This is a genomic window from Bacteroides sp. 2_2_4 (genome assembly GCF_000157055.1).
In the GTDB taxonomy this organism is placed as follows: Bacteria; Bacteroidota; Bacteroidia; order Bacteroidales; family Bacteroidaceae; genus Bacteroides; species Bacteroides ovatus.
The window spans coordinates 62,611-86,246 of the sequence record NZ_EQ973361.1; the positions used below are offsets into that span (position 1 = coordinate 62,611).

At 43.6% G+C, this 23,636-nt stretch carries 28 protein-coding genes; 11 read left to right on the top strand and 17 right to left on the bottom strand.

Features of this window, described 5'->3' with window-relative positions:
- The first annotated feature begins 2 nt into the window (after window positions 1–2).
- The 7 genes from BSCG_RS12490 (at window position 3) to BSCG_RS12460 (ending at window position 6,498) form a co-directional block, all read left to right on the top strand.
- Entirely contained in the window at window positions 3–1,382 is a 1,380-nt protein-coding gene (locus BSCG_RS12490; RefSeq protein ID WP_004310152.1) for a DUF5458 family protein, read from the top strand.
- Window positions 1,383–1,779: 397 nt separating this feature from the next.
- Entirely contained in the window at window positions 1,780–2,499 is a 720-nt protein-coding gene (locus BSCG_RS12485) for a hypothetical protein (RefSeq protein ID WP_005777329.1), read from the top strand.
- Window positions 2,500–2,511: 12 nt separating this feature from the next.
- Window positions 2,512–2,970, top strand: a complete 459-nt coding sequence (locus BSCG_RS12480; RefSeq protein WP_008776218.1) for a hypothetical protein — start codon at window positions 2,512–2,514, stop codon at window positions 2,968–2,970.
- Window positions 2,971–3,415: 445 nt separating this feature from the next.
- Window positions 3,416–4,156, top strand: a complete 741-nt coding sequence (locus BSCG_RS12475; protein ID WP_008776219.1) for a TetR/AcrR family transcriptional regulator — start codon at window positions 3,416–3,418, stop codon at window positions 4,154–4,156.
- Between the two features lie 681 nt (window positions 4,157–4,837).
- On the top strand, window positions 4,838–5,251 hold the full coding sequence (locus tag BSCG_RS12470; RefSeq protein WP_008776221.1) for a single-stranded DNA-binding protein: 414 nt from the start codon (window positions 4,838–4,840) through the stop codon (window positions 5,249–5,251).
- A 230-nt stretch (window positions 5,252–5,481) separates the two neighbouring features.
- On the top strand, window positions 5,482–6,237 hold the full coding sequence (locus tag BSCG_RS12465) for a ParA family protein (RefSeq protein WP_008776222.1): 756 nt from the start codon (window positions 5,482–5,484) through the stop codon (window positions 6,235–6,237).
- 6 nt (window positions 6,238–6,243) lie between these two features.
- The gene (locus BSCG_RS12460) at window positions 6,244–6,498 is read left to right on the top strand and encodes a hypothetical protein (RefSeq protein WP_007218144.1); all 255 of its coding nucleotides are present in this window, start codon (window positions 6,244–6,246) and stop codon (window positions 6,496–6,498) included.
- A 70-nt stretch (window positions 6,499–6,568) separates the two neighbouring features.
- Here the strand turns inward: BSCG_RS12460 and BSCG_RS12455 are convergent, their stop codons facing one another.
- Window positions 6,569–7,888, bottom strand: coding sequence for an ATP-binding protein (locus tag BSCG_RS12455; RefSeq protein ID WP_007218145.1), 1,320 nt, complete (start codon window positions 7,886–7,888; stop codon window positions 6,569–6,571).
- A 269-nt stretch (window positions 7,889–8,157) separates the two neighbouring features.
- Window positions 8,158–8,394, bottom strand: coding sequence for a hypothetical protein (locus BSCG_RS30010; protein ID WP_008776224.1), 237 nt, complete (start codon window positions 8,392–8,394; stop codon window positions 8,158–8,160).
- Window positions 8,395–8,441: 47 nt separating this feature from the next.
- Here BSCG_RS30010 and BSCG_RS12445 point away from each other — a divergent pair, with 47 nt between their 5' ends.
- The 4 genes from BSCG_RS12445 (at window position 8,442) to BSCG_RS12425 (ending at window position 11,651) form a co-directional block, all read left to right on the top strand.
- Window positions 8,442–10,181, top strand: coding sequence for a ParB/RepB/Spo0J family partition protein (locus tag BSCG_RS12445; protein ID WP_007218146.1), 1,740 nt, complete (start codon window positions 8,442–8,444; stop codon window positions 10,179–10,181).
- Window positions 10,182–10,689: 508 nt separating this feature from the next.
- The gene (locus tag BSCG_RS12435) at window positions 10,690–10,965 is read left to right on the top strand and encodes a hypothetical protein (RefSeq protein WP_004322070.1); all 276 of its coding nucleotides are present in this window, start codon (window positions 10,690–10,692) and stop codon (window positions 10,963–10,965) included.
- A gap of 15 nt (window positions 10,966–10,980) precedes the next feature.
- On the top strand, window positions 10,981–11,253 hold the full coding sequence (locus BSCG_RS12430; RefSeq protein WP_004310164.1) for a hypothetical protein: 273 nt from the start codon (window positions 10,981–10,983) through the stop codon (window positions 11,251–11,253).
- Window positions 11,254–11,285: 32 nt separating this feature from the next.
- Entirely contained in the window at window positions 11,286–11,651 is a 366-nt protein-coding gene (locus tag BSCG_RS12425; RefSeq protein ID WP_007218147.1) for a hypothetical protein, read from the top strand.
- Between the two features lie 117 nt (window positions 11,652–11,768).
- Here the strand turns inward: BSCG_RS12425 and BSCG_RS12420 are convergent, their stop codons facing one another.
- From BSCG_RS12420 to BSCG_RS12350, 15 genes are all read right to left on the bottom strand, one after another.
- Window positions 11,769–13,955, bottom strand: a complete 2,187-nt coding sequence (locus tag BSCG_RS12420) for a type IV secretory system conjugative DNA transfer family protein (RefSeq protein ID WP_008776226.1) — start codon at window positions 13,953–13,955, stop codon at window positions 11,769–11,771.
- 3 nt (window positions 13,956–13,958) lie between these two features.
- Window positions 13,959–14,696, bottom strand: coding sequence for a DNA-directed RNA polymerase subunit alpha C-terminal domain-containing protein (locus BSCG_RS12415; protein WP_007218149.1), 738 nt, complete (start codon window positions 14,694–14,696; stop codon window positions 13,959–13,961).
- A gap of 13 nt (window positions 14,697–14,709) precedes the next feature.
- A complete protein-coding gene (locus BSCG_RS12410) occupies window positions 14,710–15,366 on the bottom strand; it encodes a DUF1566 domain-containing protein (protein WP_007218150.1) in 657 nt (218 codons plus the stop codon).
- Between the two features lie 21 nt (window positions 15,367–15,387).
- The gene (locus tag BSCG_RS12405) at window positions 15,388–15,900 is read right to left on the bottom strand and encodes a hypothetical protein (protein WP_007218151.1); all 513 of its coding nucleotides are present in this window, start codon (window positions 15,898–15,900) and stop codon (window positions 15,388–15,390) included.
- The gene (traN, locus tag BSCG_RS12400; RefSeq protein ID WP_007218152.1) at window positions 15,897–16,742 is read right to left on the bottom strand and encodes a conjugative transposon protein TraN; all 846 of its coding nucleotides are present in this window, start codon (window positions 16,740–16,742) and stop codon (window positions 15,897–15,899) included. Before traN ends, BSCG_RS12405 begins: the two co-directional genes overlap by 4 nt.
- A 12-nt stretch (window positions 16,743–16,754) precedes the next feature.
- On the bottom strand, window positions 16,755–17,354 hold the full coding sequence (locus BSCG_RS12395) for a hypothetical protein (RefSeq protein ID WP_008776227.1): 600 nt from the start codon (window positions 17,352–17,354) through the stop codon (window positions 16,755–16,757).
- A 49-nt stretch (window positions 17,355–17,403) separates the two neighbouring features.
- Window positions 17,404–17,739, bottom strand: a complete 336-nt coding sequence (locus tag BSCG_RS12390; RefSeq protein ID WP_004322067.1) for a hypothetical protein — start codon at window positions 17,737–17,739, stop codon at window positions 17,404–17,406.
- A 12-nt stretch (window positions 17,740–17,751) separates the two neighbouring features.
- Window positions 17,752–18,897: a conjugative transposon protein TraM gene (gene traM, locus BSCG_RS12385; RefSeq protein ID WP_004310172.1), complete on the bottom strand. Its 1,146-nt coding sequence runs from the start codon at window positions 18,895–18,897 to the stop codon at window positions 17,752–17,754.
- A 10-nt stretch (window positions 18,898–18,907) separates the two neighbouring features.
- Window positions 18,908–19,390: a DNA N-6-adenine-methyltransferase gene (locus BSCG_RS12380; RefSeq protein ID WP_008776228.1), complete on the bottom strand. Its 483-nt coding sequence runs from the start codon at window positions 19,388–19,390 to the stop codon at window positions 18,908–18,910.
- Window positions 19,391–19,400: 10 nt separating this feature from the next.
- On the bottom strand, window positions 19,401–19,775 hold the full coding sequence (locus BSCG_RS12375; RefSeq protein ID WP_008776229.1) for a hypothetical protein: 375 nt from the start codon (window positions 19,773–19,775) through the stop codon (window positions 19,401–19,403).
- Window positions 19,776–19,787: 12 nt separating this feature from the next.
- A complete protein-coding gene (traK, locus tag BSCG_RS12370) occupies window positions 19,788–20,402 on the bottom strand; it encodes a conjugative transposon protein TraK (protein WP_004310175.1) in 615 nt (204 codons plus the stop codon).
- Window positions 20,403–20,414: 12 nt separating this feature from the next.
- Window positions 20,415–20,798, bottom strand: a complete 384-nt coding sequence (locus BSCG_RS12365) for a hypothetical protein (RefSeq protein ID WP_007218156.1) — start codon at window positions 20,796–20,798, stop codon at window positions 20,415–20,417.
- 29 nt (window positions 20,799–20,827) lie between these two features.
- Window positions 20,828–21,961 carry a hypothetical protein gene (locus BSCG_RS12360; protein ID WP_004310177.1) on the bottom strand — a complete coding sequence of 378 codons (1,134 nt, stop codon included), beginning with the start codon at window positions 21,959–21,961 and terminating at the stop codon, window positions 20,828–20,830.
- Between the two features lie 14 nt (window positions 21,962–21,975).
- Window positions 21,976–22,746 (bottom strand): DUF5045 domain-containing protein, encoded by a 771-nt coding sequence (locus BSCG_RS12355; RefSeq protein ID WP_004310178.1) that lies wholly within the window; start codon window positions 22,744–22,746, stop codon window positions 21,976–21,978.
- 68 nt (window positions 22,747–22,814) lie between these two features.
- On the bottom strand, window positions 22,815–23,585 hold the full coding sequence (locus BSCG_RS12350; RefSeq protein WP_008776231.1) for a DNA-methyltransferase: 771 nt from the start codon (window positions 23,583–23,585) through the stop codon (window positions 22,815–22,817).
- Between the last annotated feature and the right edge of the window lie 51 nt (window positions 23,586–23,636).

The window sequence follows — 23,636 nt, forward strand, 5'->3', positions numbered from 1 at the left end:
AGATGAAGCAGGAAACTCAACAACAGACAGCCAGTACGACAACCTCACAGAAAGTCGTATCACAACAGGCGCAAAAGTCATCTGCATCGGCAATAGACAAACTCAAAGAATTTGGTGGCTTCGCTTTTCTTGAAAATATCATAGATGGGTATTCCAATCTTAATCCGGCACGAAAGGCCCGTCGCAACATCTTCCTCACGGATGAACAGTGGGAAAATGAACGTAAGGCCTTGGTTAATCGCTTAAGCGTATGGCTCAAACTCTTACGTGAGAATGACACTGCCGAACAAATGCGGGACAAGGCCAAAGAAACCGCAGAAAACGCCGAGAACCTTCTTAATCATAACTTGAAGAATGCTCTTGCCAGGACACGGGAACTTGAAAGCGCATATCGCACTATTGCGTTCTTTTACAAGAACACGGAAAGTGATAAGGTGAAGAATGTCACCATTGTCAATGCGACCATGGAGCAGCTTCAGGATTTGGACAATACCATTTTCGCTGACCACATTAGCAACGAACTCAAACAGAATTTTGACCGTCTTGACCTGCGTCGCAACTACTCCTTGCTTGTCGTTCCTGGATATATAGGCTCAAATGCCATTTTGGATAAGTGGTCTAAAATGGCATACGAGAACAAGGTTTTTCTTGTTACAGACTTCCAAGACCTTGAAACTCCGGACGATGTAGTAGATATATTCTTCAATGCCAATCATACGAGTGGAGATGTGTTCAAATCGAATACTATTATGACCTGTAACTGGTTGCTTGGTCGTCAAAGAGAGGAAAGCGTTGGAGAAGAAGAAAATCTTTATATTCCGCCATCTTCTTCACTTGCCGGAAAAATATACAACACCTTAATGTCTCAGGTAGTAGCCGGAAAGAAATTTGGTGGACTTAATGAAGTAGAAAGTGTACGCTTCGACCTTCGCAAGAGCGAGATTTCCGAGCTTGAACGTATGGGTCTTGTGCCGATGGTGAACGAGTACAGCAAGGTTATGGCTTTCTCTGCCAAGACATTATTTAATGGAGATAATCTTGGCTTGCAGACCTACTCCGTAGTTCGTGTATTCGACTATATAACGAAGGTACTGATTGACTTCCTGAACCGTCGGGCATTTGAAAATTGGACTACTCGCACGGAAGCAGATCTACGTGGTCAGGTTGTGAAATTCCTCGATAGTGTAATGGGCCCGAACAAGCTCATCGAACGCTTCAAGGTTATGAAGATTGAACAAGACCCGAATCAGAAAGACCGTGTGCTTCTTGACATCCACATCACACCGTATTTCCCGGCAAAAAGCTTCGTGATACAGCTTGCCGGTCATAAAGGCGATAATCCGGAAGATGCTATTTGGGAAAGCGAATATCATCAAGAATAGTATTGAATAATTTTGAATTTACAGATGGGCATAATGTATGTCCATCTGTAAATCATTTATTCACTTATTTGAATAAAGAAAAGAAAGAGTATTGGATAAGAATAGGTGTCCGATCAGATGAGTATCCTCAATAGCGTGGCGAAATCGGACAAGCTCTTGCACACTTTAATGTAAAAGTGAACGAGGGTTAAGCCAAAGGAGCCATACTCTTTTAGCCTCATGCTATATCGCATATTCACAGAAAAAGCATTATTTATGCAGCTTGCCATAAGGATTGGTTGCTATGAAGGTACAATACTGGACGGTAAATATCATCAAGAATAAGTAAAACATTAACGAGTTGTATATTTGCCACTTTAGACAAATATTTCTCGTTCATATAATAAAAAGGTCTGAAATGGAAATTACTTTGCAGCAATTTGAGGCAATGTGCCAAAATCGACAATTACATAATGGTTATGTTGAAGGTTTAGGATGTGTATTTTGGCGGTCTCGCTATGTCATATCATCTGATACCACATCTACTGAATCATTTTCCACACCTTTCTATGAATTGGTAGTGATAAAGGATGAGAAAAATATTGAAAGTGGATTGCAACCATTAGAGGGGCTGATAGACAAGGGAACTACTGCTTTGTCTTTATATGGTATTGCAAATTCTTTTGAGCAATTATCTCAAAAACCTATTGTCATTGGAGAAAAGTATATTCAGATAAACAGACAAGGTACTTTGGTTCGTAATCCCAATAGAGTATATACAACAAAAGGTGAAGTTGCGAAAGGTGTAGGTAGGAAAATCTATTTTGCAGGGCTTATTATTGATACAGCACTATGGATTTCTGGTAAACAGACTTTTTCCGAGGCGGCATTAAATATGGGAGTGAACACGGGTATTTATATTATCGGTGCTTATTGCCCTCCAGTTGGAATTGCTCTTGGTATTTTATGGTTCATAACCAGTGTTTCAAAACGTCCATATATTTCCCCGCCAAGTTATGAAGAAATACATGGTACTATTACTCCCGCAGATGCAACAAGAGTTGACCGTCCTTATTATTGTGAACCAATGAGAGTCAGGCCCAATCATAAAAAACATATATTAAGACAAGGAAAATGATACCACAATACAATGAATATAAAACGTAATACATCCTCTTTCAAAGAAAAAAATAGAGTTTCATTTTTCGATAATATATTTTATTGGATTTGGACAACTGTACCGTCAAAGGGGTTTCCTGACCGTTCTTTTGTAGTTGTTACGGTATGTCAATTTTCTTATGTGTTGCTTTTTGTTTCTATTTTGTTGACTCTATTTGATGACCAAGTTCAACTTTGCATATATGACAAACCAGAACCTATAGCTATTCCCATGCTTATATTGTTGATAATATTATCTTTTATCAATTTAAAAATATATGATGAGAAAAAATATCAAAAATTGGAACATGACTTTAGACTGATGTCTGTTCCACAAAGAAAAAAATATAAAAATATTTTTTTTCTTTTCTTGTTGACTACCATATTAGTTATATTAGTTGATATAATGCTTCTTTATTCTTATAATTCTCACATGAATAATCTAACATGAAGTTTTCTTTATATGAAATCATTAGGGTCTCATTTAAATTGACTTCTCTTATCGCAATCGGAAACTATCAGGGGTTTGATGTAGATGTGCTGTAAGTTTTCTTCATGTAGAAAGTGTTCTTTTTTTCAAATTGGAGATTTTTTCCCATAATATAGCAATAAATAAGCAAATTAATACGTCTATTATTGAAATGCAAATTTATTGGCAACGTAGTTTTTATATTCTGTCTATTGTTTGTAAAGCATAAAAATGTATATTTGCAACAGACCCAATTGCTCTATATCAAAACAAATGAAAAGAGAATGGAATAGCTGCATAAATACTTACAGCCTACCTTGGGATATTATCGTCAATTCAGAAAAGAAGAAGTTTATCGAAAGCTAAAATAAAAATATTTCCTTTTACTGATTTTTGCAGATTTATTTTTATAACATACTATATAATAGTGAAACAGAAAGAAAAGAAAGCTCGAAATAGGAGGACAAATGAACAAATAGACAAGGAGGTAATATCCGAACTTGAAAAGCTTGTAGCTGAATATGGTTTTGGTAATGTCAATTTGAGTGCATTGATGAAAGCTGCAAACATAGAAGCTAATGTGTTTTATAGAAGATACGGCTCGATGGACAATCTTTACGACAGGCTTGCCAAGCAGTATGATTTCTGGATCAATGATGCTATTGACGTTTCCAGCCTGAACATATTGGGACCTAAAAAGTTTTTTGCGGAAACATTCAAGACCCTTTATAGGAACTTGTCTGATAACACTGTAATGCAAAAGTTGTTACTTTATGAAATGTCGGTTATCAATGAAACGACAAAGAGAACAGCAGAAACACGGGATATTATGAATCTAAATTTGATTGCGTTTTATGACAATCTGTTTAAACCGGCGAAAATCAATATTAAAGCTATTATGGCGAATCTGATTGGAGGAATTTATTATCTGATACTTCATAGGAGGTGTGCGAAAACCTGTACAATAGATTTTAGTACTCAAGAAGGGGAAAAGGTCTTTTTCGAATGGATAGATTATCTAACAGATACCATTTTTGACAAACTGGAAGCGTATGAAAGGAATAGAAAAGCAGCTCAAGAAATGTTATCTGACGGCATAAGTGAGTTTAAAATATGCAAATATATGGGTATCAATAAAAATGACTTGAGAATACTGCTTTCAAAATAACCATAGAAATTCACGAGAACTTTCAAAAGAGTCTAAAAAGTACATATAAGTGATTATGGACTTAATAGTCTAATCAGGCCATTGGAGCAAGGGGTATTTGACATTAGCTATTGTCGGTTACTTTTATATTTTTTTCTATATCCATCTGTATAAGGACTGATAGCCTGCTACAAGAAAAATCTGACACGCTTTGTGTAGCGCATTACATAAAGTGCGTCAAGTTATTTTTCAAAGGGTACACGAACAGACTTGAAATTGCGGATAATGATATAACTATATCACTATTCACAGTTTCAAGGTAGTCTTTGGAGCTTAGTCCTGCATGTCCGTTCTCCTGTTTTATTATTCCCTGCTTTAGCGTTTTCTATTCCTTTTTTATATACTTCTATTTATCGCTTTTCTGCTGCCGTGCAACCTGCCGTGGATTGAATTTTTCCGCAAAGGTAATCGCCAGTCCCAGTCGTGTCAATGCCGGCATTCAGCCGCAAGTGAAGCGCAAAAATCTTCCTCTCCGCTGGTGAGCGTATTTTTCCTCTTCAGCCTTGCCAGATTGTTCCTGCCACCTTTGGATGCAGAAAAAATCATCCCGGAGGTCGCAAACAGGCCGAATAGAGGGAAAATAAAAAAATGATAAACTAAGGTAACGGTAGGACTAACCACCTGCCACAAAAAGAATTTATTATGTTATACGTTCACACAATTGGTCGCATTGGTAAGGATTGCCAGGTTATTACTGGAACACACGGTTCATTCATCGCATTTGATATGGCGGTAGATGACTATTCACACGGAAACAGCGTTACTACTTGGATAAGGGTACGGAGTAAGAAAGAGAACCACATTCGGCTATCCGAATACCTGACCAAAGGACGGTTATTGCTCATTGAGGGGACATTATCGGCTTCTCTATGGAAGGATAAAGATGAAAACTCCCAGATTCAACTATCCATTACGGCAGACACATTGGAGTTCATCAATACCGGAAAACGGGAGGGTACAACTTCAGAAGCAGAGAGTCCGACAGATGCCGCAAGCAATGTACCTGTACCACCGGTAGCTATGCCGCAAGAGGACAAGGAAGACTTGCCGTTCTGATGATGTGCATATAGTATTGAAAAACAACAAATACTAAATGTAGTATTTACTAATTATAGTAAAGTAGTAAGTTAGCTATTACTGAAAGTAGTATTTACTACATTTAGTTTATTAGTATTTTAGTATAGTAGTAAATACTAAAATACTCTTTTTAGTAAAATAGTATATACTAATTATAGTATTTACTAAGAATAGTATTATCTTTGTATCGCATATAAAGACATCAAATTATGACAAAAATTATAGCTGTTTTGAATCATAAGGGTGGGGTTGGCAAGACAACTACCACCATCAATCTTGCCGCTGCTTTGCGACAGAAGAAAAAGCGTGTACTGGCTATCGACATGGACGGGCAGGCAAATCTTACAGAATCGTGTGGTCTCTCCATTGAGGAAGAACAAACGGTGTATGGGGCAATGAGAGGTGAATATCCCTTGCCGGTTATCGAATTGGAGAACGGATTTGCTGTTGTGCCGTCCTGTCTCGACCTGTCGGCGGCAGAATCCGAACTGATAAACGAGCCGGGACGTGAGTTGATACTGAAAGGCCTGATTACGAAATTGCTTGACAGTCGGAAGTTTGACTACATCCTGATTGATTGTCCGCCCTCACTGGGTTTGCTGACACTCAACGCCCTTACCACGGCGGACTTTCTGATTATTCCGGTACAGGCACAATTCCTCGCTATGCGCGGAATGGCGAAGATTACAAGCGTGATTGAGATTGTTAAGGAACGCCTGAACCCGAACCTGAGTATTGGCGGCATTGTTATTACTCAGTTCGACAAGCGCAAGACACTCAACAAGAGTGTAGCTGAAATTATCAATGACTCTTTCTGTGACAAAGTCTTCAAAACGATTGTGCGGGACAATGTGGCACTGGCCGAAGCTCCTATAAAGGGAAAGAATGTCTTTGAATACAATAAGAACTGCAACGGAGCCAAAGATTATATGGCTTTGGCACAAGAGGTTTTGAAATTAAAATAAGACAATATGGGCAAGAGTGATTTATTGAAAGACAGCATGAAAAGCGGACTGGACGGATTGCTGTCATCCACGAAGAAATCTCCGCAAAAGAAGGAAACTACATCAGTTAAGACAGAAAAAGAGCCTGCTGTACATTGCAATTTTGTTATTGACAAGAGTGTTCATACGCGTATGAAATTCCTTGCTATTGAGAAGAATATGTCATTGAGAGACATTGTAAATGAGGCGATGAAGGAGTATTTGGAAAACAACGGTAAGTGAGGGTATGTTCCTCGCTTCCCGTTCTTTTAAATCTGTGACTTCTGTTAGTACGTTATGCCGATATGTATTGCTACATATCAGTCATTGACAACCCTTTGTATGACAGGGAATAACCTTTGAACTCTCCCGTTGCACGCATGAAAGCGGCTGCTTTCGCTTCCAGTTTTTCCATGTCGATATTTTCGGCCTTGCGTTTGACTTCGAAAAATGTCGCCGTATCGTCCAGTTCGTTTTCAGCTACTATGTCTATTTCGTTCTCACCCTTGCGGTCCCACCAGCCTCCGATACGCGTATAGACTTGCCGTTCTATCAGTACACGCTTAAAGTAACGTTCAAGCATCAGACCGCTGAAAGTTTCATAATCCCGACCTATAATCATCTTCACACTTCCATAGTTCTCTATCTCCAGCATATAGCTGTACTTGTAGATGAAGCGGAACCAGAACGTGAAGAAATTGTCCTCGATGACATACCGGACATTCTTGGCTGAACTCTTCTCGAACAGCGGCTGCTTCTTCGATATGATTTCGTATTCTTTCTCCAGCTTGGTAAGATAACCGCCGATTTCCTTGCCTACCACGTTTTCAATTTCCGAACGGGATGTTTTTCCTCGTGCAATGGCCGATAGTATGGAGAAATAGATTCCGTAATCCTTGCCGAACTCTTCGATAAGAATCGCTTTACCCTCGCCCAAAAATATGGAGTCGGCCTTTATAATCTGGTCGAGCATAGTCGTTTTGGTTGTTGCTCCTGCATCCATGAGTAGTTGTACATACTTCGCCACACCGCCCGTGAAAGCGTACAAGGCCAGCAGATCTTCCGCCGTGTAGCCGGGGTTGTATTCCGAAAGAATATCTTTCAGAACAGTTGGGGTAAACGGACGCACAGTCATAAAGCGCGACTGCCGGTTATACAACGGCTCTTTCTTATCCTTGAATATCTTTGTCATCATGGAATAAATCGAACCACAGACAATCAGGTTAATACGGGACTTCGGGCTGTATAGATCCCAGATGCGCTGCATATCGCTGAACACCGATTTGTTCACACGGAAAAACTCCTGGAACTCGTCGATAAAGAGTGTGATGGGACGTTCTGCCGAAAGTTTCATCAGATACTCGAACACATCGGTGAAGTGTTCGGCCCGCCCCATGGTTGGGACCCCCAACTTGTTCTCTATTTCAAGCCGGTAGTCCTCACACAAATCGCCTTCGGCTTTCCGGGCAACAAAGAAATAGAGAATCGGTTCGTCCTCGTATGCCTTCCACACGAGTGATGTCTTACCGATACGGCGACGTCCCGTTACCACTGTAAACTGAGCATTGTTTTTGGCCATTTCGCGAATCTTGCGAAGAGAGGCTATTTCTTCTGTCCTGTCAAAAAATCTCATATCCTTATCCTTTTTTATTGCTGTTTCCGAAACGGCTGTTTCCGAAACGGCTGTTTCGTTACTGCAAAAATAATGCAAATTTCTGGTAAAACAGGCAATTGATACAGATTTATTTAGCGAAATGGCTCAAAGGATTTTTATCTGGTAAGCTCCATTCCTGTTTTACACCGTCTGGTCTTACGTCCTTCCGCTTGTCCCGTTGTATCGTTAATCATCCCTTTATAGTTCCATCCGTTTTATCATCCGCCTTTCAGCGTATTCTTCCTTTTCTATATTCTTTTAATGCCACTCATCCGGTCCATTCCTGCCATCACCGGTTGGTTTTCCAGACGCAAAGGTGGACTGCCGCGCTTGATTCCGTCGCTTTGAAGTACATTTCCTATAAAATTCTTCCTTTCTGCGAAAGAGTAATTTTCCGGAAAAAGCGTCGGAAATCGCTTATTCGTCAGTCCTTGTAAAGCATCTGTAAATCCCAAGCGGTTCAGGCAGAAAAGAGAACCGAACAAAGGGAAAATAAAAAATTAAATATTAAACCAATTAAATTTTTATGATTATGGAAGCAACAGCAATTCAATCAGTAGAGAAAAACATCACAATGGTAGCATTGGCAAACGTGCAGCCGAGCAATTACAACCCACGTAAGAATTTTGACGAAGCGAGCCTTGCAGAACTTTCCGAGAGCATTCGTCAGCAGGGTGTGTTACAGCCTATTGGAGTACGCCCGATAGAAGACAACCGCTTTGAGATTGTTTTTGGAGAACGCCGATATCGTGCCTCCCTCATGGCAGGATTGGAAGACATTCCGGCTGTCGTTATGGAAATTTCAGACGAAGTTGCCGAAGAAATGGCGGTAACTGAAAACCTCCAGCGCAAGGATGTTACCCCGATAGAGGAAGCAAATGCCTACCAAAAGCTTATTGACAGTGGTCGCCATGATGTGCAGTCTTTGGCGGTGCAGTTCGGTAAAAACGAAAGCTATATCCGCACACGGCTTAAATTCGTTTCCTTAATGCCCGAAATCGCACAGCTTTTGGAACAGGACGAAATCACAATCAGCGTAGCGAGCGAAATTTGCCGTTATGGGGAAGATATTCAGAAAGAGGTGTACAACAAGCATCTTAAAGAGGGGGTGCAGTACAATAGTTGGCGAGGAATGAAAGCCTCTGATGTTGCACGGAACATCGAACGGCAATATACCACCGACTTGGAGCGATACGCATTTGACAAGACCCTCTGTCTGTCCTGTCCTCACAATACAAATAATATGATGTTATTTTGCGAGGGTGGTTGCGGAAATTGCGCCAATCGTACTTGCCTTGCTGAAATGAATGCGGCATATCTCACGGAGAAAGCCGTGCGCCTTATGGAAGAACGCCCTGAGGTATCCCTTTGCCATGAAAGCTTCAACAGCAATGAAGCCGTAGTAGAACGTCTTACCGCCATGGGTTACGAAGTGGAAAGCCTTAACTATTATGCAAAGGCATATCCCGAACAGCCCGAAGCACCTCGAAAAGAGGAGTACGACACCACCGAAGAATACGAACAGGCACAGAGCGAGTTCGAACAGGATTTGAACGATTACACAGAAGAATGCGAAGAAATCCGTACCCGAAGTGAAGCAGGTGAAATCATCCTTTATTTCCGTATTGAGAGCAAGGACATCGTACTCTGTTATGTTCCGAAAGTTACCTGTACTACCAATGACACAAAACAGGAGCAGACGCTTTCACCGGTAGAGAAGTTGGAAAAGCAAGACAAACGCAACAGGGAAATTGCTCTTGAAAAAACTGTAGAGGACACAAAAAAACAGATTTTGGAGGTTGATATGTCCGATTGCAAGTTTGGGCAAGACGAGGACAAGATGATTTATTTCTTCTTGCTATCATCCCTCCGCAAAGAGCATTTCGAAGCGGTAGGTATCGAGGAAAAAAAGCCTTATTCCTACCTTACAGATGAAGAAAAGATAAATATCATTGCCAACCTCACGAGCAAGCAGAAAGCGATTATTCGCAGGGATTTTCTAATTGCTAATTTCAAGAACGCATACGGCAACAATGCCATTGCATCCCTCTTGCTTGACTTCGCACAAAAACATATGCCCGACCTGTTGGCAGACATCAAGAACGGACATAATGAAGTGTATGAGAAGCGTCACCAACGTATCGAAGAGAAAAAAGCCGTTCTTTTGGTGCAGGAACAAGCAAAGCAGGAAGCGGAGCAATCTGACAAACAGCAATCCGAAGTAGGGATGCAGACCGAAGAACAGCCACAAGAGGAAGATATTGCAGCTTAACCATAATCAGTAACCAACGAATAGAGGGTAGAGTTATCTGTCCTCTATTCGTTCCTAATTTGTAATTAGATTAAGGTGAAGATGTTCACGGACAACTGCTCCAAACCGTTGTCGGGCGGCGCGTCTGCCGGGCAAACCCGCCATCCGCGCAATTATGCCTTTTCTATCCCATTTATAGCTACCTCCCGATACCCCGCCGCCACCCGTCTCCATTTATACCTATCAGTTTCCTCCTTTTTATCTTTTCTATCTTATTCCTTCTCCGGTCCCTTCCTGTCCTCGCCGGTTGGTTTTCCAGACGCGAAGGTGGACTGCCGCGCTTGATTCCATCGCTTTGAAGTGCATTTTTATAAAATTCTTCCTTTCTGTGAATGAGTAATTTTCCAAAAAAAGCGTTGGAAGTAGCTTGTTCGTCAGTCCTGTAAAGCATCTGTAAATCCCAAGCGGTTCAGACAGAATATAGAACCGAACAGAGGGAAGAAAAATAAATCATTAAAATTTCATGACAATGGACAACATCAAAGAAAGCAAAGAGTACAAACTTGCCAAAGAATGGGAAATGGCAGTGAATAGTTTTAGTTTCAATCCCAAGCGTTTTGCAGCCGCTATACCTGATATGCACCCCACACTGCAACAGAGCCTCTATAGGTTGTTTAAGGAGTGCATCATTGTGATGGCGGATGAGACACGTCGCTATGATGACCGCAATCGTGCATCACATGAAGAAGCAAAGTGTCTTATGGAATACCTCAAGACAAATGGAAAGCATATCCCATTAAAATAATAAAATAACAAGCGTATGAAAACACAAGAAGTACAATTTGGCGGCAATAACTATCCTTGCCGTGTGGTGGAATCCAACGAGGGTGAAGAACTCCTTATCGGCTCGATTACCTTGCTCGATGCCCTTCAGCCCGGTAGTTTCAACGATGAAAACGAAGGCTTCGCAAGCAAGGAAGCCGAAAGAATCTATGACGAGGTTTTCTTCTTTACCGACATGGCAAACCTGCGACTGACAGACGTAGAATTGGTTGCCGAACTGAAAAAGGACAACCCGGAATGGTTCGAATAAAAAACAATAATCATCTTAAAAATAGCATAGTTATGGAAAAAGAGTATGTAATGCAAATAGCACAGACCATTCAAGAGCAGTTGATAGGACTTACCCCTATGCCCGTCCTCATGTCATGGGGTATCGCAGAGTTTGCAGCCACCATCTTCAAAGACCTGCCTGCACTTCGTATCAAAGTAAACGGACTGTTACACACCGGATACGTCATTATTGCACTTAATGGGTCGGACTATTATGAGGTATATCTGTTGAAAGGCAAAGATGCAGAGTGTGTCAATGAAGAAGTTTGTTACAACGAGTTAGGGGATGTCATTGACAGGGCAATTGAATGCGGTACTGACAAAGAGGAATACGAAAAAAAATGCCATCAGCAACTCACCCAATTATTAAGCAGGTAGCTCTCCTGATAAACCAGAAAAAGAGATTAGTTAGTAGTAAGTAAACCGTCAGTACAATCGTACTGGCGGTTTTTGTTCTTTTTATTACATATTACATTATATCAGACAGCCGGATTTTTATTTCGCGTTGCGCTTATTCTGAACGTCTTTTATCATCTCTTTCACATCTTGTCCCACTTGTACGAAGTTTTTATATAGGATGCGCTCCCGTTCCTCTCTCGACTTGAAAGTGTAGAACTTCGGCAGCGGCACATACGCCGCTTCTTCTTTCTTGATTTCTGCCATATCAAAATCTGTTTTGCAGAAGAACTTTGTCGTCTTGAACTCTTCCGATTCTTGAATATTCATTGAACCGCCCATACCTGTTTTCGTCTTCACAAAGTCCCGTGCCGTCTGACCGCATATCCATCCGGTTGCCATATCCGAGATTTTCGAGGCAGGCACAAGGTTATCCATATTCTCATTGAGATTGATACTTGTTTTGTCCCGGTCAATAGTCACGCCTTTTTTGATCTGGACCACCTTGCCGAAGATGTCATTTGACAACCATTCCAGCGTTTCTTTGGCACGTGCCGAGCCGCTTACCACATTACCTACCGTCGTAATGATCTTTTGCATACCTACCTTACCATAATCGGCTTCCAGTTGCGGTAGTTCCTGAAAGCCGAGCGTTACACTCACCTTATTGCTTCGCGCCGTACCTATCAGACGGTCTATTTTGTGAAAGTAGAGTGTCGGTAACTCGTCCACTATAATACTCACAGGAATATTTTTCCCCTGCCCGGTATTCACACGGGTAACGAGACGGTTTAGAATAAGAGCGTTCAATGCACCGATGATGGATTCCATTTCCGGGTCATTTGCAATCAGCAGGTAACTCGGATTCTTCGGGTCACTCACCTTCAGGTCGAAGTCATCGCCATCCCGGTGGAATATCCAGTAGCTCTCTTTGGTTGCCAGACGCGAGGTATAAACACGTAACGTGCCAATCATACCCTCCAGTTGTTCCATTGCCTTATTTTTGAAAGCTGTCTGGAATGGGCCAAGCAGCGGAGCAACCTCATTGTCAGTTTCCAGTACCTCGAAAATCGTCTGATAACTTTCATTCAAGAATGACAGAATATGTGGCATGTCCGAATACTTTCCCAGCCAGTAGGCAGGTTTCACGATATTGCCGCCTTCACGGTCACGCACGATACCTGTCGGTTTCCAGAATTTAGTCTGCGGATCTTGCTGTCTTTCCGCATATAGAGGCTTGCCGTTGGCATCGTAGGGTTCACGTTCATAATTCACGAAGAAGTAGATACAAGCGGCAAGGAAGTTTACCGCCGAGGTTTGGAAGAACTGGTCGCTTCCGCCACCTCCCTCTTTCTTACCCTTTTGTAGGCTTTCCAATAATGTTTCCGCCGTTTCGCTGGCCGCCGCAAGATTGTTGATGTACTTTGCCTGAATTGGATTCACCCGACGGCTGTACTCCACATCCACAAAATTAATCATGTTGAACTTGCACCCTTGGGGTACTCTGCCCAGTTTCTCGTTCTTCTTGTAATGGTAGTAGAGCTTGGTCGCCAATGTAGGAAACTTGTAGTCATACACCACCATGGCGAAACCTTTGGCCGAATGCTGTCGGATAAACGGCTCTATGATACTGAAGGTCTTACCCGATCCCGGTGTTCCAACTACCCATGTTCCTCGAAAGCAGTTGCTTACAGAAATCCACCCCTTACGGAATTTACCCTTATAGTAGTATCGCATGGGGATATTTACGCTGTATTCATTCTCGACTTTTTCTTCACATTGTTCAAAACTTTCATTCTCGAAGTTGAAACGGTCTTTCATCAGTCCCTCCTTGATGAACTTTGAAATGTTGTCTAATGCAATATGTACCGGTACTACGCCAGCAATGGAGGCAATCATATAGAGAATGATATTCAGAGGTAAGGTATAAAGCCTTGTTTCCATCGTATGGCCGAACATCCATACGGAGAGTACGAGCAGCAATAACCCACTCGTCAATGGATACACCACCTGCCGGCGTGCGTTGAACTCCAGATGCTTCTTGTTCCGCGTTCCGACACAAGTGATGCAGATAAGCAGTACCGTTACGATTTTGCTGTACACAAGATTGCCGTCGTGGTAAATCATCCATTGTTTGATGCGTCCGTGAATGTCGGTCAGTATGCCGCCCCAGTGGTCGAGCATTGCAGGGTCAATGGCATATTCAAAGAACTCCAGCAGTACGGACACATATACCACTGTGCGGAATATTTTATAGAACCCTTGCAATTCCTTACTTTCTTCCATAAGTCAGTCTGTTATTAGTCCTTGTTTTCTACGATACCAATGATTACCTACTCTGATTACATCCATACCGAACCATGTACCATTCTCGTTCAGTTTTGTTTTTATCTTATCAAGTGTTACCGGACCGATACCCCAGATTTCCATGAGATATTGCTCGTTAAGATGAATCAGGTCCCCGATATATAATATTCCATGAGATTCAAGATGCCTTTTGATGGATGGGGTAATACCCAAACTGAATACCGGTTCCGAGAGATAATGTACTTCTTCTGCCTGAATGTTATTCAGGGCTATTTCAAGCCCCACTTTGATTCTTTTGAGAGAATCAAGGCGTTCTTGCATCTTTTGGATGACAAGCTCGTTTTGCTGTATCTCATTGCGTAATTGGGTTGCTCTCTTTACAAGTTCGGCATTACTTCTTTTCAACTCTCCGTTAATATCCGCCATTGACAGATTACTTGTTTCAAGTTCGTTTCGTGTGCGGTCTAATTGCGTGACAAGTTCCTCCAGTCTGTCGGCATGACACTTCAAGATTGAATTTTTTTCATTATCGGCAGCCATTTCGTCCAAAAGGTAGCCGAACCTTTTAATTTGAAAATTAATATCTTCTTTATCCGATGCTATGGAATCTGCGAGTTTTGCCAGTATTTGTCGGCATGAATTACCTTTCATGGACTTATACATGAGGACAATTCCCAATATCATCAATGCTATGCTGAAAAATATATCCGTATCTTTCATATCTTTCTATCTTTTATTCGTTTATGGTAATTATGGGGCGTACTCTGTGCGCCTGTACTTTAGGTGTTTCCTGCATTGCGCCGCTCCCCATGGAATAGAGCCATGCCTTGGCTGTCTGTTGCTTTTCGACTTCTGTGGATGTCCAGTACCAACAGTCGTTTTCATCCAGTGGTAACGGCTCACCGCCACATTGTTCGATGACAGGGTTGATTATCTTTCGCATGGTGTAGAGCAGCCGCATCTCTGCCACGGACGGTACATAGGCACTCTGCCCGTACCGCCATAGGCCGAAAACCGCTTCTGCCATTGGCGAAGCGGTTTCTTGTGTATCATACAGTGCGAATGTATTCTCATTGCCATCATAAGCCATGATGTCAGCCGATGTGCCTTGTGCGATGCCGAGGCTGTCGGCGAATGCCTGTGGAGCAATGTCCCACAGGTAAACTGCATAACCGTCCCCCTCCGTATCTCCGCGTTTTTCGGTATCGAAGACCACCGCTATCGCTTTTTTCCCCGATTGTTCATATTGTGCGTAAGGCAAGGCTGTTCCATCCTCGCAGAGGATATGTCCTGGACGAACTGCTGTATCGGGTACGTCTATATGCGTGTCACAGGCAGCGCAAAGCACGGCAGCCGTTGCCGCTGCCACCAAATGTATCTTTCGTATCATATTGCTTTCTTTTTTGTTTCCCTATTTTATAGGTAGTTTCACACCCAGCACGACACCTGCTCGCAGCACGTCCGCACCTTTTATCATCACATCGCTTTTCACTTGCCAATACAGTGTCCATCCGGCCCGTAGCACATAGTTGTGTTCGTAACCGAAGTGCAGGCCACCGAGGAACTTATTCATGTCGCTTCCGGCTGAAGCTCCGATACGCAGACTGCCATAGTGGTTGCGTCCCCGCGTCATGCACGGCTTGTAGGCCACGCCAAAACCGTAGCTGCGGTAGTTTCGCCAAAATGATTCCGGGCAGATATGCCCGCACGAAGCGCACTCTGCCCATTGTAGATAGCCGTTGACGAAAAACTCCCACATATGGCGATAGTTCATTTCGTGTTCGTAGGCGAGCGTTATATCCATGCCGTTCTTGTAGAGTAGCCCTGTGCCAAGCGAGAGGCGTCCGCTACCTTGTTGTGCATTTGCACTTGCAGCGATACACACGCAGGTAATTATCACGATGATTGTCTTTTTCATAGTCATTCCTCCTCCAATAAATCTGCATGGAACGAATCTGCCGCCAGTATATCCTCATAGTCGATGTTCAGACTGATGTTACGGCCACTAATCTGTTTCTCCGTCATTTCGATGGTCAGTAGCTTGTCATTGGGAAAGGTCATCTTTTTCACGACAATCACATTCCGATAGCCGTGTCTGAATGTCTTGCCCGATTCCAGAACCAGGGCAGGTGTCAGTTCGATAGTCTGTGCGTTGGTTGCCTTGGCGAGTTTCTTGTCTGTCAGCTTTATCCGTATCTCATCAATGTCAAAACGGATGTTCGTCTTGTTCTCGATGGAAAAGTCTATGAAGAAGTAGTCACCCACCGAGTAGATATTGTTCAGACGCATCACCATGCGGTGTGCTTTGGTAGCTACGTTGCGGATTTTTGCAGGTGAGTTCCAGATGCGCCGTGCATGATGTGTCATGTCGGCAGTGGACATTGAGACTGCCGGATTGTTGTACGCATTACGCTCTTGTAGCAATATCTCCTTATCTGTTACTGCCTCTTTCATCCTTGTGGTATAAATCAGTGCGTATTGTGTGCGGTATCGTTCCGTCACAATGGTGACGATGGCGAGTATTTCACCATCCTCGTGTCCGCTTTCCTTGGGCTTTAGGCGAATGATGTTGTCAATGGGCTGATCGCCCGCCACCTTGTCAGTGGAAATATCCACGAAACGCACCGGTTCCGATGCCGTGATGACAGTTGTTATCTGTTCGTTCACCGTCAGTTGTTCCATTTCTTCGTAGGTAGTTTGTGCGTTAGCTTTCGGTAAAATGGAAATACCTGATAGAAGCATAATGCCAAATAAATTCCTTTTCATTGAAATACAGAGTTATAATTGAAAATTCATGATTGCTTTATTCTCTTGCGAATTGATATTTGCCTTATCTGGGATGTCATCCTGCATACAACTTGGAGATTTGTCCGTAACATCTATCTGTTCGAATATGATTTGTTTCGGAAGTATTTTATGGCAGAAATAGCTGCTGTTGAACGGTACGTTTTTCCCTTTTCCGAACTGAATACGTTTATCGAACATGAGTAATTCCAGATCAGTATTCTGGAAAAGTCGGCAGGGTGCTACGTTGTTCAGCCAATAGTTGGACATCAGCAAGACGAATGGTTTTCCGAGTTTCAGACAGCGTTCAAAGACTTCCACCTTCCGGCTGAAAGGAGGATTGGATACGAGTATATCCCATTGGGACGGTTCATAGTTGAAAAAATCCTGTCCGTTATAGATATGGGAATACACGACATGGAAACCGGCATCCTTGAATTTCTGCACAAACTCACTGCGCTTCGTATCGAAAGGACACCAGACTATCTTGCCTTCGGGTATATATTTGATAATGGGTAATACACCATATCCCGGTGTATATTTTTCATCTGTCGGATTCCCGTATAATTTTTTTAAGTAGTTTGAAGATTTCATAGGCACATGATTAAAAATATTTATATTGATTTCTTTTCCCTATTTCGCTTCATTTCTTTATCTGCCTGGCACGCGCCCAAGTACAACGTCCCGTCCGGGTCATTTGGATTTCACATTGCCAAAGAGTGCCCTTCTCCACTGTTTTGAAATTAACATTCCCGTATCTTGGTCCGTAAAAACCGGTATGTTTTTGAAAAGCGAATAAGGCAATCCTCCGTCTGTCTTCTGTTCGGAAGTTGCATATTAGGGCAAACTGCCCTCTGTGATGCCACCATTCGGTACTCACAAGTTTTCCGATAAATGTTTCGGCTTTATTGGGGGCTATATAGTCCGCATAATAAAGCCCATCCGTACCTTTGTGATATTCTGATAAATCTGTTTCCATGTCATCATCGTTTTAATTCCTTTTTTCCTGTCCGTTCACTAAATACACGAAAGTTCCGTATTTCAACTTGACTTTGTTTTTCTTGATAGCTTTGCTAATGGCATTGCTTGTTTTCTGGTAGGCATTGTTCACCGCCTGCATCCCCCATTGTGCAAGGCTGTTTCCTGTTGTACTTCCCATACTCATGTTCATATTGCCCGACATTGCCCCGCTTGCTACATCCTTGCTCGTTTCCCGGAATTGGCTGTTGGGCACATACAGCCCCTCCATGCCATCTGTATCATAGAGTGAGAGACTCACTTTCACCAATTCGTCATTCACGAGGATGCTGCTGATATTACCTTTCACGCGCCCGGATGAGAATCCGCTTACCGTAGCGTACAGGTATGTTCCCCTTGCTATCACACACTCGCCGATCTCCACATCGTCAAGCAGGCGCAACCTCACGCGCGAGCCGTCCACCGCTTTGATGTTCTCGTCAATGATGGCTTGGATGAGTTTCGGTTCACGGACATTCTTCGACAGTGTGTTAAAGTAGTCCGAGGTTGTCTTCACCTTGCGTACCACCTCGCTGGGCGGTTCGTCCGCTGATGGCGTTTTCACAGCCCGGCTCTCTTCGTTGATGGTTCCGGAGGCTGCTGCTCCTTGTGGTGGAGCAATGTTGGCCGTGTCCGTTTCTGCCGGGGGTACAGTCGCGTTTTGCCCTCTCAGTCTCGCCTCTGCGAGTGCTTTTTCCAGTTCGGCAAGTGCTTCCTGTTCTCGTGTCTTGGCAGAGGCAATTTCCGCTGCCGCAGCTTTTTCCTGTTGTTCTTCCGTGAGCAGGTCGATGTCGTCCTGCGTGTATTTCGATTCATACTCTTCCTTGTTTTTATCGGGTTCTTCCCGGTCTATGTTATCTACAGCGGAGTAGTCCTGTATCTTACCCCATGATTTCGCCATATTCTCGTATTTGCTGCCTATGCCATCGTCCTTGATCTGTGCCCCCGGCAATTCGGGGTTCAGGAACTCCGTCGTCTGCAACGCCTTGTCTTGTATTTCTATCGTTTCTGTCTGAAACAGGTCGAAGATGAAATAAGACGTGCCGAGCAGGGGGAAATAAAGGATGGCGGGAAGCATATATTTCGGCTGGCGAAAATTGATTTTCTCCAATATCTTCATTATACATCTTTTAATTGAGTTGTACATATTTGCCTTCAATGGCACAATTTCTCAGTATCTCTGCGTTGTCTTCTCCGAAAGCTAATAGGATGCTACCGCGACTGGGAGAGTCACCTCGTGCTCCGCCTGGTCGGTAGAATCGGATGCGGTGGCGTAGGAATTTCATTCCCGTCGCTTTTGGAAAGATGACGTCCTGAAACATTTTGGAATCGCAACGGTTGAATAATAATGCAATGCCGTTGCCATGTTCTGCCAATTTCCGGACGAATAGCTCGATAAGAGGACGCGAATAGGGAGGATTGAGCCACACACGCCCTTCCCATATCTGGGACAACCCATCTATGTTCTGGTCATACATGACCTCGGCAGTCGGCCACAACGGATGGATGGGAGCGCAAGGGTCAAGGTCGAATTTGCCCAATGCGTCCAGTATCTCCTTTGGCGTGTACCATTCGTCTGACGAACGGACTGATTTTCCAAGCCGTGTATTCATAAGTATTCTTTTATTGTGGTTTGTCCCCTCTGTTTTTATGTTCCCTTATTTCGACTTCCTGCAACAGCTTGTGCCGTTCCCGAAGCACTGAATCCTGCTTTTCCGTCGCCGTGCGACTTACCGGACTGTGTCTGTACACAGTTACCAAGCGGTAGGCGTTCCATACGAAAGCTCCGATGACGAATGTAAAGACGATGACCAGAAACAGCGTCCGGTGTGCGTTGGCAAAGCCCTGCACCTTGGCCGCCGCTTGGTCGATGCGTGTCGCCTTGGCGAATTTATGCCCGGCCTGCACCTCTCGCTCGTAGCGTTCCTTGTACTGCGGGTCATCTTTGTCCGGCATCTTCTCGCCGAACAACATCCGTTTGAATCCTTTGATATTCATATCTTTGGTGATTTAATAGTTACTCTTTGTTTTTTGCTCGATATCTTTGTTCAGCAATGTGCGCCAGTTTACTATGAGCAGTCCATGCGGATTGTTGTCCGTTCTCGGCACACGTTTAAGTTGCCCTGCCGTAACCAGTTCGCGCATCAGGATATTACTCCGGCGCTCGATTCGCTGCCGACCATAGTAGGTGAACTCCATATTCTTTTTGTCAAAGGAGATACTGTCACAGAATATCGAGAACACCGCGCTCGTACCCAATATATTGGAGTAAAATCCCTTTTCCTTGAGGGTATTGTACTGTGCCAGTCCCGTCTCATCGACCAGGTACATCGCTTTTTCCATCGTATAGCGGATGTATTTGTCGTCCGGTGCGAGAGTAAAAAAGTAATGGTGGAACATTTCTACGTGGCTCTTGGCCTCCACGTCCAGTGTTTCGTCCATCGTCGTGCGGGTTACGAGTATAGGTACATTTCCGTCCAGCACATACACCTTTTTCTGCGCGTCCGTCACCATTGTCCGGGCAGTCCAGATACTTGATACGCTGATGATGATACACCCTGCAAGAAAAGCAGTGCAGATGATGCCCACCAGTCGGATTTTATTCTCCAAATGTTTGATGACCATATACCTCTATTTTTACTTGTTAGACAATCGTGTGTATTCGTCATGTAACATTGTCATGACTGTATCATGCAACTCCGTCAGAAATTTTTCGAACTTCCCGTCAAAAAGCTGTGTGTAATCTTCCCGCATGATTACATGCACGAATATCCACCAGACACGGCGGTTTCGATTCTTGGCATTTTTCTGCAATTTGACCAGTTGCAGACGATAGGTAAGGTAAGTCATCATAGGGACAATATATCGGTTGTCCCATGTAATGGCTTCGTCCAGTTCTTCATATTCCGGATCAATTCGGTGGTTAGGTGCATAAACGAGTTCTTCGCTTATGCGTTCATTTGCATAGTGCACGAAACGCTCGTTCCTGCACCATTTCTCAATTTTCTGTTGTACATTCATCTTTTGGATATTTAATATTAGGTTTATCATTATCTCATCATCGAGCCGATACCGCCTGTAGCCGTCATTTTGGCCTGCTGCGCCACACCTTCTCCAAAGTTCCGTGTAGAGAAGGCCGTGTCGCCTTCAGGTATCATCCATGCTGCCAAGTCCGGCACGAGGTTTAGGCATTTCAGTGCCACGATACTTGCCGCCATCAAGTAGCCGGCGGAGAAGAAGCTGTTTTGCAAGTAGGCCGCCATTGTCTGTTCGCTTGCTGTGATTGCCGTCAGGTTTTCTACCTGTATGCACAGTACAATGTCGAATAACAGTAGCACATAGAAGCCGACGAAGTAGAGCATTGCACCATAGAAATGTACTGTCAGATACCTTATAAGCCACTTCGCCCATGCACCTTCCCATTTGGGCAACAGCGAGAACGCCCATTGTATAGGTCCGAATATTGTTAACATGCCCAGTAGGATTTGCTGGCAATAGATGGTCGCCCACCATCCGATACGATACACAATCAGAGCGATAAGCATGATGATTTTGTCGATACCTACGATGACTCCTGCCGTCAGTGAGGTAAACCACAGTTCGGCTGCGTCTTTCTCCATCTTCGTCACTTCGTCCACTCCGGTTTGTTCCATGGTCGCTTCTACCAGGTTCGGGTCGGAGGTACCCGTGTGAGCGACATCTGCCTGTGCTTGCAAGCTTTGGTACATCGTGTCACGTACATGGATAAGTTGCTGCACTTCCTCGAATTTGTCCGCTATTTGGGTGGCTTCTGCCTCGTACAGGTCATGCGTGTACGAGCCGATGCAGTTCGGGATGTAAGACAGGAAGTCAAGGAAACACCAACTGCTCCCACTGCCAGCCATACCCGTGTCTGCTGGCGGATACCACCAACAGAGGATGATTGAAACAGCCAAAGGACGGAACAGCTTCAGCACATCCAGTGGCTCATGTTTCACCATCATCTTGTACGCCATTCCCGCTGCCATCACAATAGCGAACAGGGCAGCCAGTGCCATGCACATTTGTAGTATCCACCAGAACGGTCCCTGCGAGCCGGTAAAAGTCGCATCAGTCAGGAACTCGTTCGTTTGAAAAATCACATCGTCAATTTCTTCTTCAAGGATATTAATACCGAAATCCGAGAGTATATTTCCGTCTGCCATACGTTTTTGTTTTTTCAGTTCCCTTTGTTTACTGTTTCATCTCCGTCGCCGTTGCCACCCGTGTTATTGCCTGATTGCGGGCCGCGCACGGCAAAGCGCGATTCGTGCCATCGGTTCACCGCATCGCGGACAATACTCTCCTTATCCAGAGTACGGTCAGCGGTAGCATTCAGTAGCGTACTTGTTATCGTAGTATTCTGCCGTTTGGCAAGGTAGCCGACAAGGATTTCGTTCTGTCGAGTTATATCCTCGTAGATGCGCAGATACTCTTTCTTCCGCTGTGCGTTGGGCATATAGGCATCTTTCGTTGCATCAATGGCGCACTGGTAGATATGGTAATATTCCGTCCATCTGTCTTTATCCTCCGGTGTCCCCCCGACAGGCAAGATGCGGTCTATGTTTCGTTTGAACCGTACCATCTGTCCGTTGACCTTATCGCCTTCAGCGACCCATGCGATGTCCGCTTGACGGTCAGCCACGTTCAAGGCTTCTATCTTTGCCCGGCTCACCAATGCCGAGTCGATGGCTTCAGCTTCGTCCGTTTGGTTGTATAGGTTGACGCCCGCCAGTGTGCGGAATGACAGTTTGTTCTTGACTGCTGCCGACTTCTTATACTTGTTGTGCAGTATGGAATAGTAGAGGTCGGGCGAGAGTGCTCCCGTACCGGTTTCCATTACTGTTACTTGGTTTTGTTTCGGCGAATCGTGGTTATAGGTCACGGATTGTGCCTTTGCCGCCGTGGTTGCAATTATTGTAACCGTCACGAGTAAGAGTATTCTGTCCATATTTACTTTCGGTTATTTGTTATTAATCTTTTAATACTCAATGTGTTTCAATCAGTTAATCACCAGGATTATTCCACATTTCTTTTTATATTATATTCATTTCTAATCCTTTCCTCTCCCCGCAAGAAGTGCATATCATCCTTTTCAATACAAATACATTTTCTATTCGTATGAATACAGGCGATTGCAGTGCTCATGCTTCCAGAGGCAAAATCAAGGACTGTGTCACCCTCTTTCGTGTATGTTTTTATCAGATATTTCAATAATGCGATTGGCTTTTGATTAACATGAATCGTTTTGCCCTCTGATTCCGCAGTTTTAAAATATTTCACACTTCGTGGGTATCTCGTTCCTTTGTTTTCATTTCTGAATGTAGGATTTGGTACCTTGTTTACTCCTGTCCAGTTACTTCCTCTCTTTGTACGATTCTCATAAGGCTCACCTTCCTCCATGATTGGATAATAAGGAGTTCTGCCGTTACAAAAGATACTGATTAGCTCATGTGCTTTTAGAGGTTGCTTTTTAGCAAGAAGGAAATTGCTTGCTTTTGACTTTTCCCATACCCAGTCATATTTAAATTCGGCTAAATTGCCACAGCGTAAAAGGCTGCTGAACGGTTCGCTGCCAAATAAAGCCGTAGGCGCATTATCCTTTCTCACTCTTCTAATCTCCTCCCACATTTTCGAGAATGGTATTATCTTATCCCATTGCGAGGCTGTAATTCCAAAAGGTGGGTCGCATAGAACTAAATCAATACTTGATTCTGGGAGAAGAGGCATTACTTCAAGGCAATCGGCTTTATATAGCGTAATGTCTTTTTCAAAAACGATCTTTTTCATTACATCTTTTATTAATCCAAATGTCCATTTGCCTCTTGGTTATAGGCCAGA

Coding starts and splice junctions, on each gene's coding strand:
- BSCG_RS12490 (WP_004310152.1), top strand. CDS start 3: ATGAAGCAGGAAACTCAACAACAGACAGCCAGTACGACAACCTCACAG.
- BSCG_RS12485 (WP_005777329.1), top strand. CDS start 1,780: ATGGAAATTACTTTGCAGCAATTTGAGGCAATGTGCCAAAATCGACAA.
- BSCG_RS12480 (WP_008776218.1), top strand. CDS start 2,512: ATGAATATAAAACGTAATACATCCTCTTTCAAAGAAAAAAATAGAGTT.
- BSCG_RS12470 (WP_008776221.1), top strand. CDS start 4,838: ATGTTATACGTTCACACAATTGGTCGCATTGGTAAGGATTGCCAGGTT.
- BSCG_RS12465 (WP_008776222.1), top strand. CDS start 5,482: ATGACAAAAATTATAGCTGTTTTGAATCATAAGGGTGGGGTTGGCAAG.
- BSCG_RS12460 (WP_007218144.1), top strand. CDS start 6,244: ATGGGCAAGAGTGATTTATTGAAAGACAGCATGAAAAGCGGACTGGAC.
- BSCG_RS12455 (WP_007218145.1), bottom strand. CDS start 7,888: ATGAGATTTTTTGACAGGACAGAAGAAATAGCCTCTCTTCGCAAGATT.
- BSCG_RS12445 (WP_007218146.1), top strand. CDS start 8,442: ATGGAAGCAACAGCAATTCAATCAGTAGAGAAAAACATCACAATGGTA.
- BSCG_RS12435 (WP_004322070.1), top strand. CDS start 10,690: ATGGACAACATCAAAGAAAGCAAAGAGTACAAACTTGCCAAAGAATGG.
- BSCG_RS12430 (WP_004310164.1), top strand. CDS start 10,981: ATGAAAACACAAGAAGTACAATTTGGCGGCAATAACTATCCTTGCCGT.
- BSCG_RS12425 (WP_007218147.1), top strand. CDS start 11,286: ATGGAAAAAGAGTATGTAATGCAAATAGCACAGACCATTCAAGAGCAG.
- BSCG_RS12420 (WP_008776226.1), bottom strand. CDS start 13,955: ATGGAAGAAAGTAAGGAATTGCAAGGGTTCTATAAAATATTCCGCACA.
- BSCG_RS12415 (WP_007218149.1), bottom strand. CDS start 14,696: ATGAAAGATACGGATATATTTTTCAGCATAGCATTGATGATATTGGGA.
- BSCG_RS12410 (WP_007218150.1), bottom strand. CDS start 15,366: ATGATACGAAAGATACATTTGGTGGCAGCGGCAACGGCTGCCGTGCTT.
- BSCG_RS12405 (WP_007218151.1), bottom strand. CDS start 15,900: ATGACTATGAAAAAGACAATCATCGTGATAATTACCTGCGTGTGTATC.
- traN (WP_007218152.1), bottom strand. CDS start 16,742: ATGAAAAGGAATTTATTTGGCATTATGCTTCTATCAGGTATTTCCATT.
- BSCG_RS12395 (WP_008776227.1), bottom strand. CDS start 17,354: ATGAAATCTTCAAACTACTTAAAAAAATTATACGGGAATCCGACAGAT.
- BSCG_RS12390 (WP_004322067.1), bottom strand. CDS start 17,739: ATGGAAACAGATTTATCAGAATATCACAAAGGTACGGATGGGCTTTAT.
- traM (WP_004310172.1), bottom strand. CDS start 18,897: ATGAAGATATTGGAGAAAATCAATTTTCGCCAGCCGAAATATATGCTT.
- BSCG_RS12380 (WP_008776228.1), bottom strand. CDS start 19,390: ATGAATACACGGCTTGGAAAATCAGTCCGTTCGTCAGACGAATGGTAC.
- BSCG_RS12375 (WP_008776229.1), bottom strand. CDS start 19,775: ATGAATATCAAAGGATTCAAACGGATGTTGTTCGGCGAGAAGATGCCG.
- traK (WP_004310175.1), bottom strand. CDS start 20,402: ATGGTCATCAAACATTTGGAGAATAAAATCCGACTGGTGGGCATCATC.
- BSCG_RS12365 (WP_007218156.1), bottom strand. CDS start 20,798: ATGAATGTACAACAGAAAATTGAGAAATGGTGCAGGAACGAGCGTTTC.
- BSCG_RS12360 (WP_004310177.1), bottom strand. CDS start 21,961: ATGGCAGACGGAAATATACTCTCGGATTTCGGTATTAATATCCTTGAA.
- BSCG_RS12355 (WP_004310178.1), bottom strand. CDS start 22,746: ATGGACAGAATACTCTTACTCGTGACGGTTACAATAATTGCAACCACG.
- BSCG_RS12350 (WP_008776231.1), bottom strand. CDS start 23,585: ATGAAAAAGATCGTTTTTGAAAAAGACATTACGCTATATAAAGCCGAT.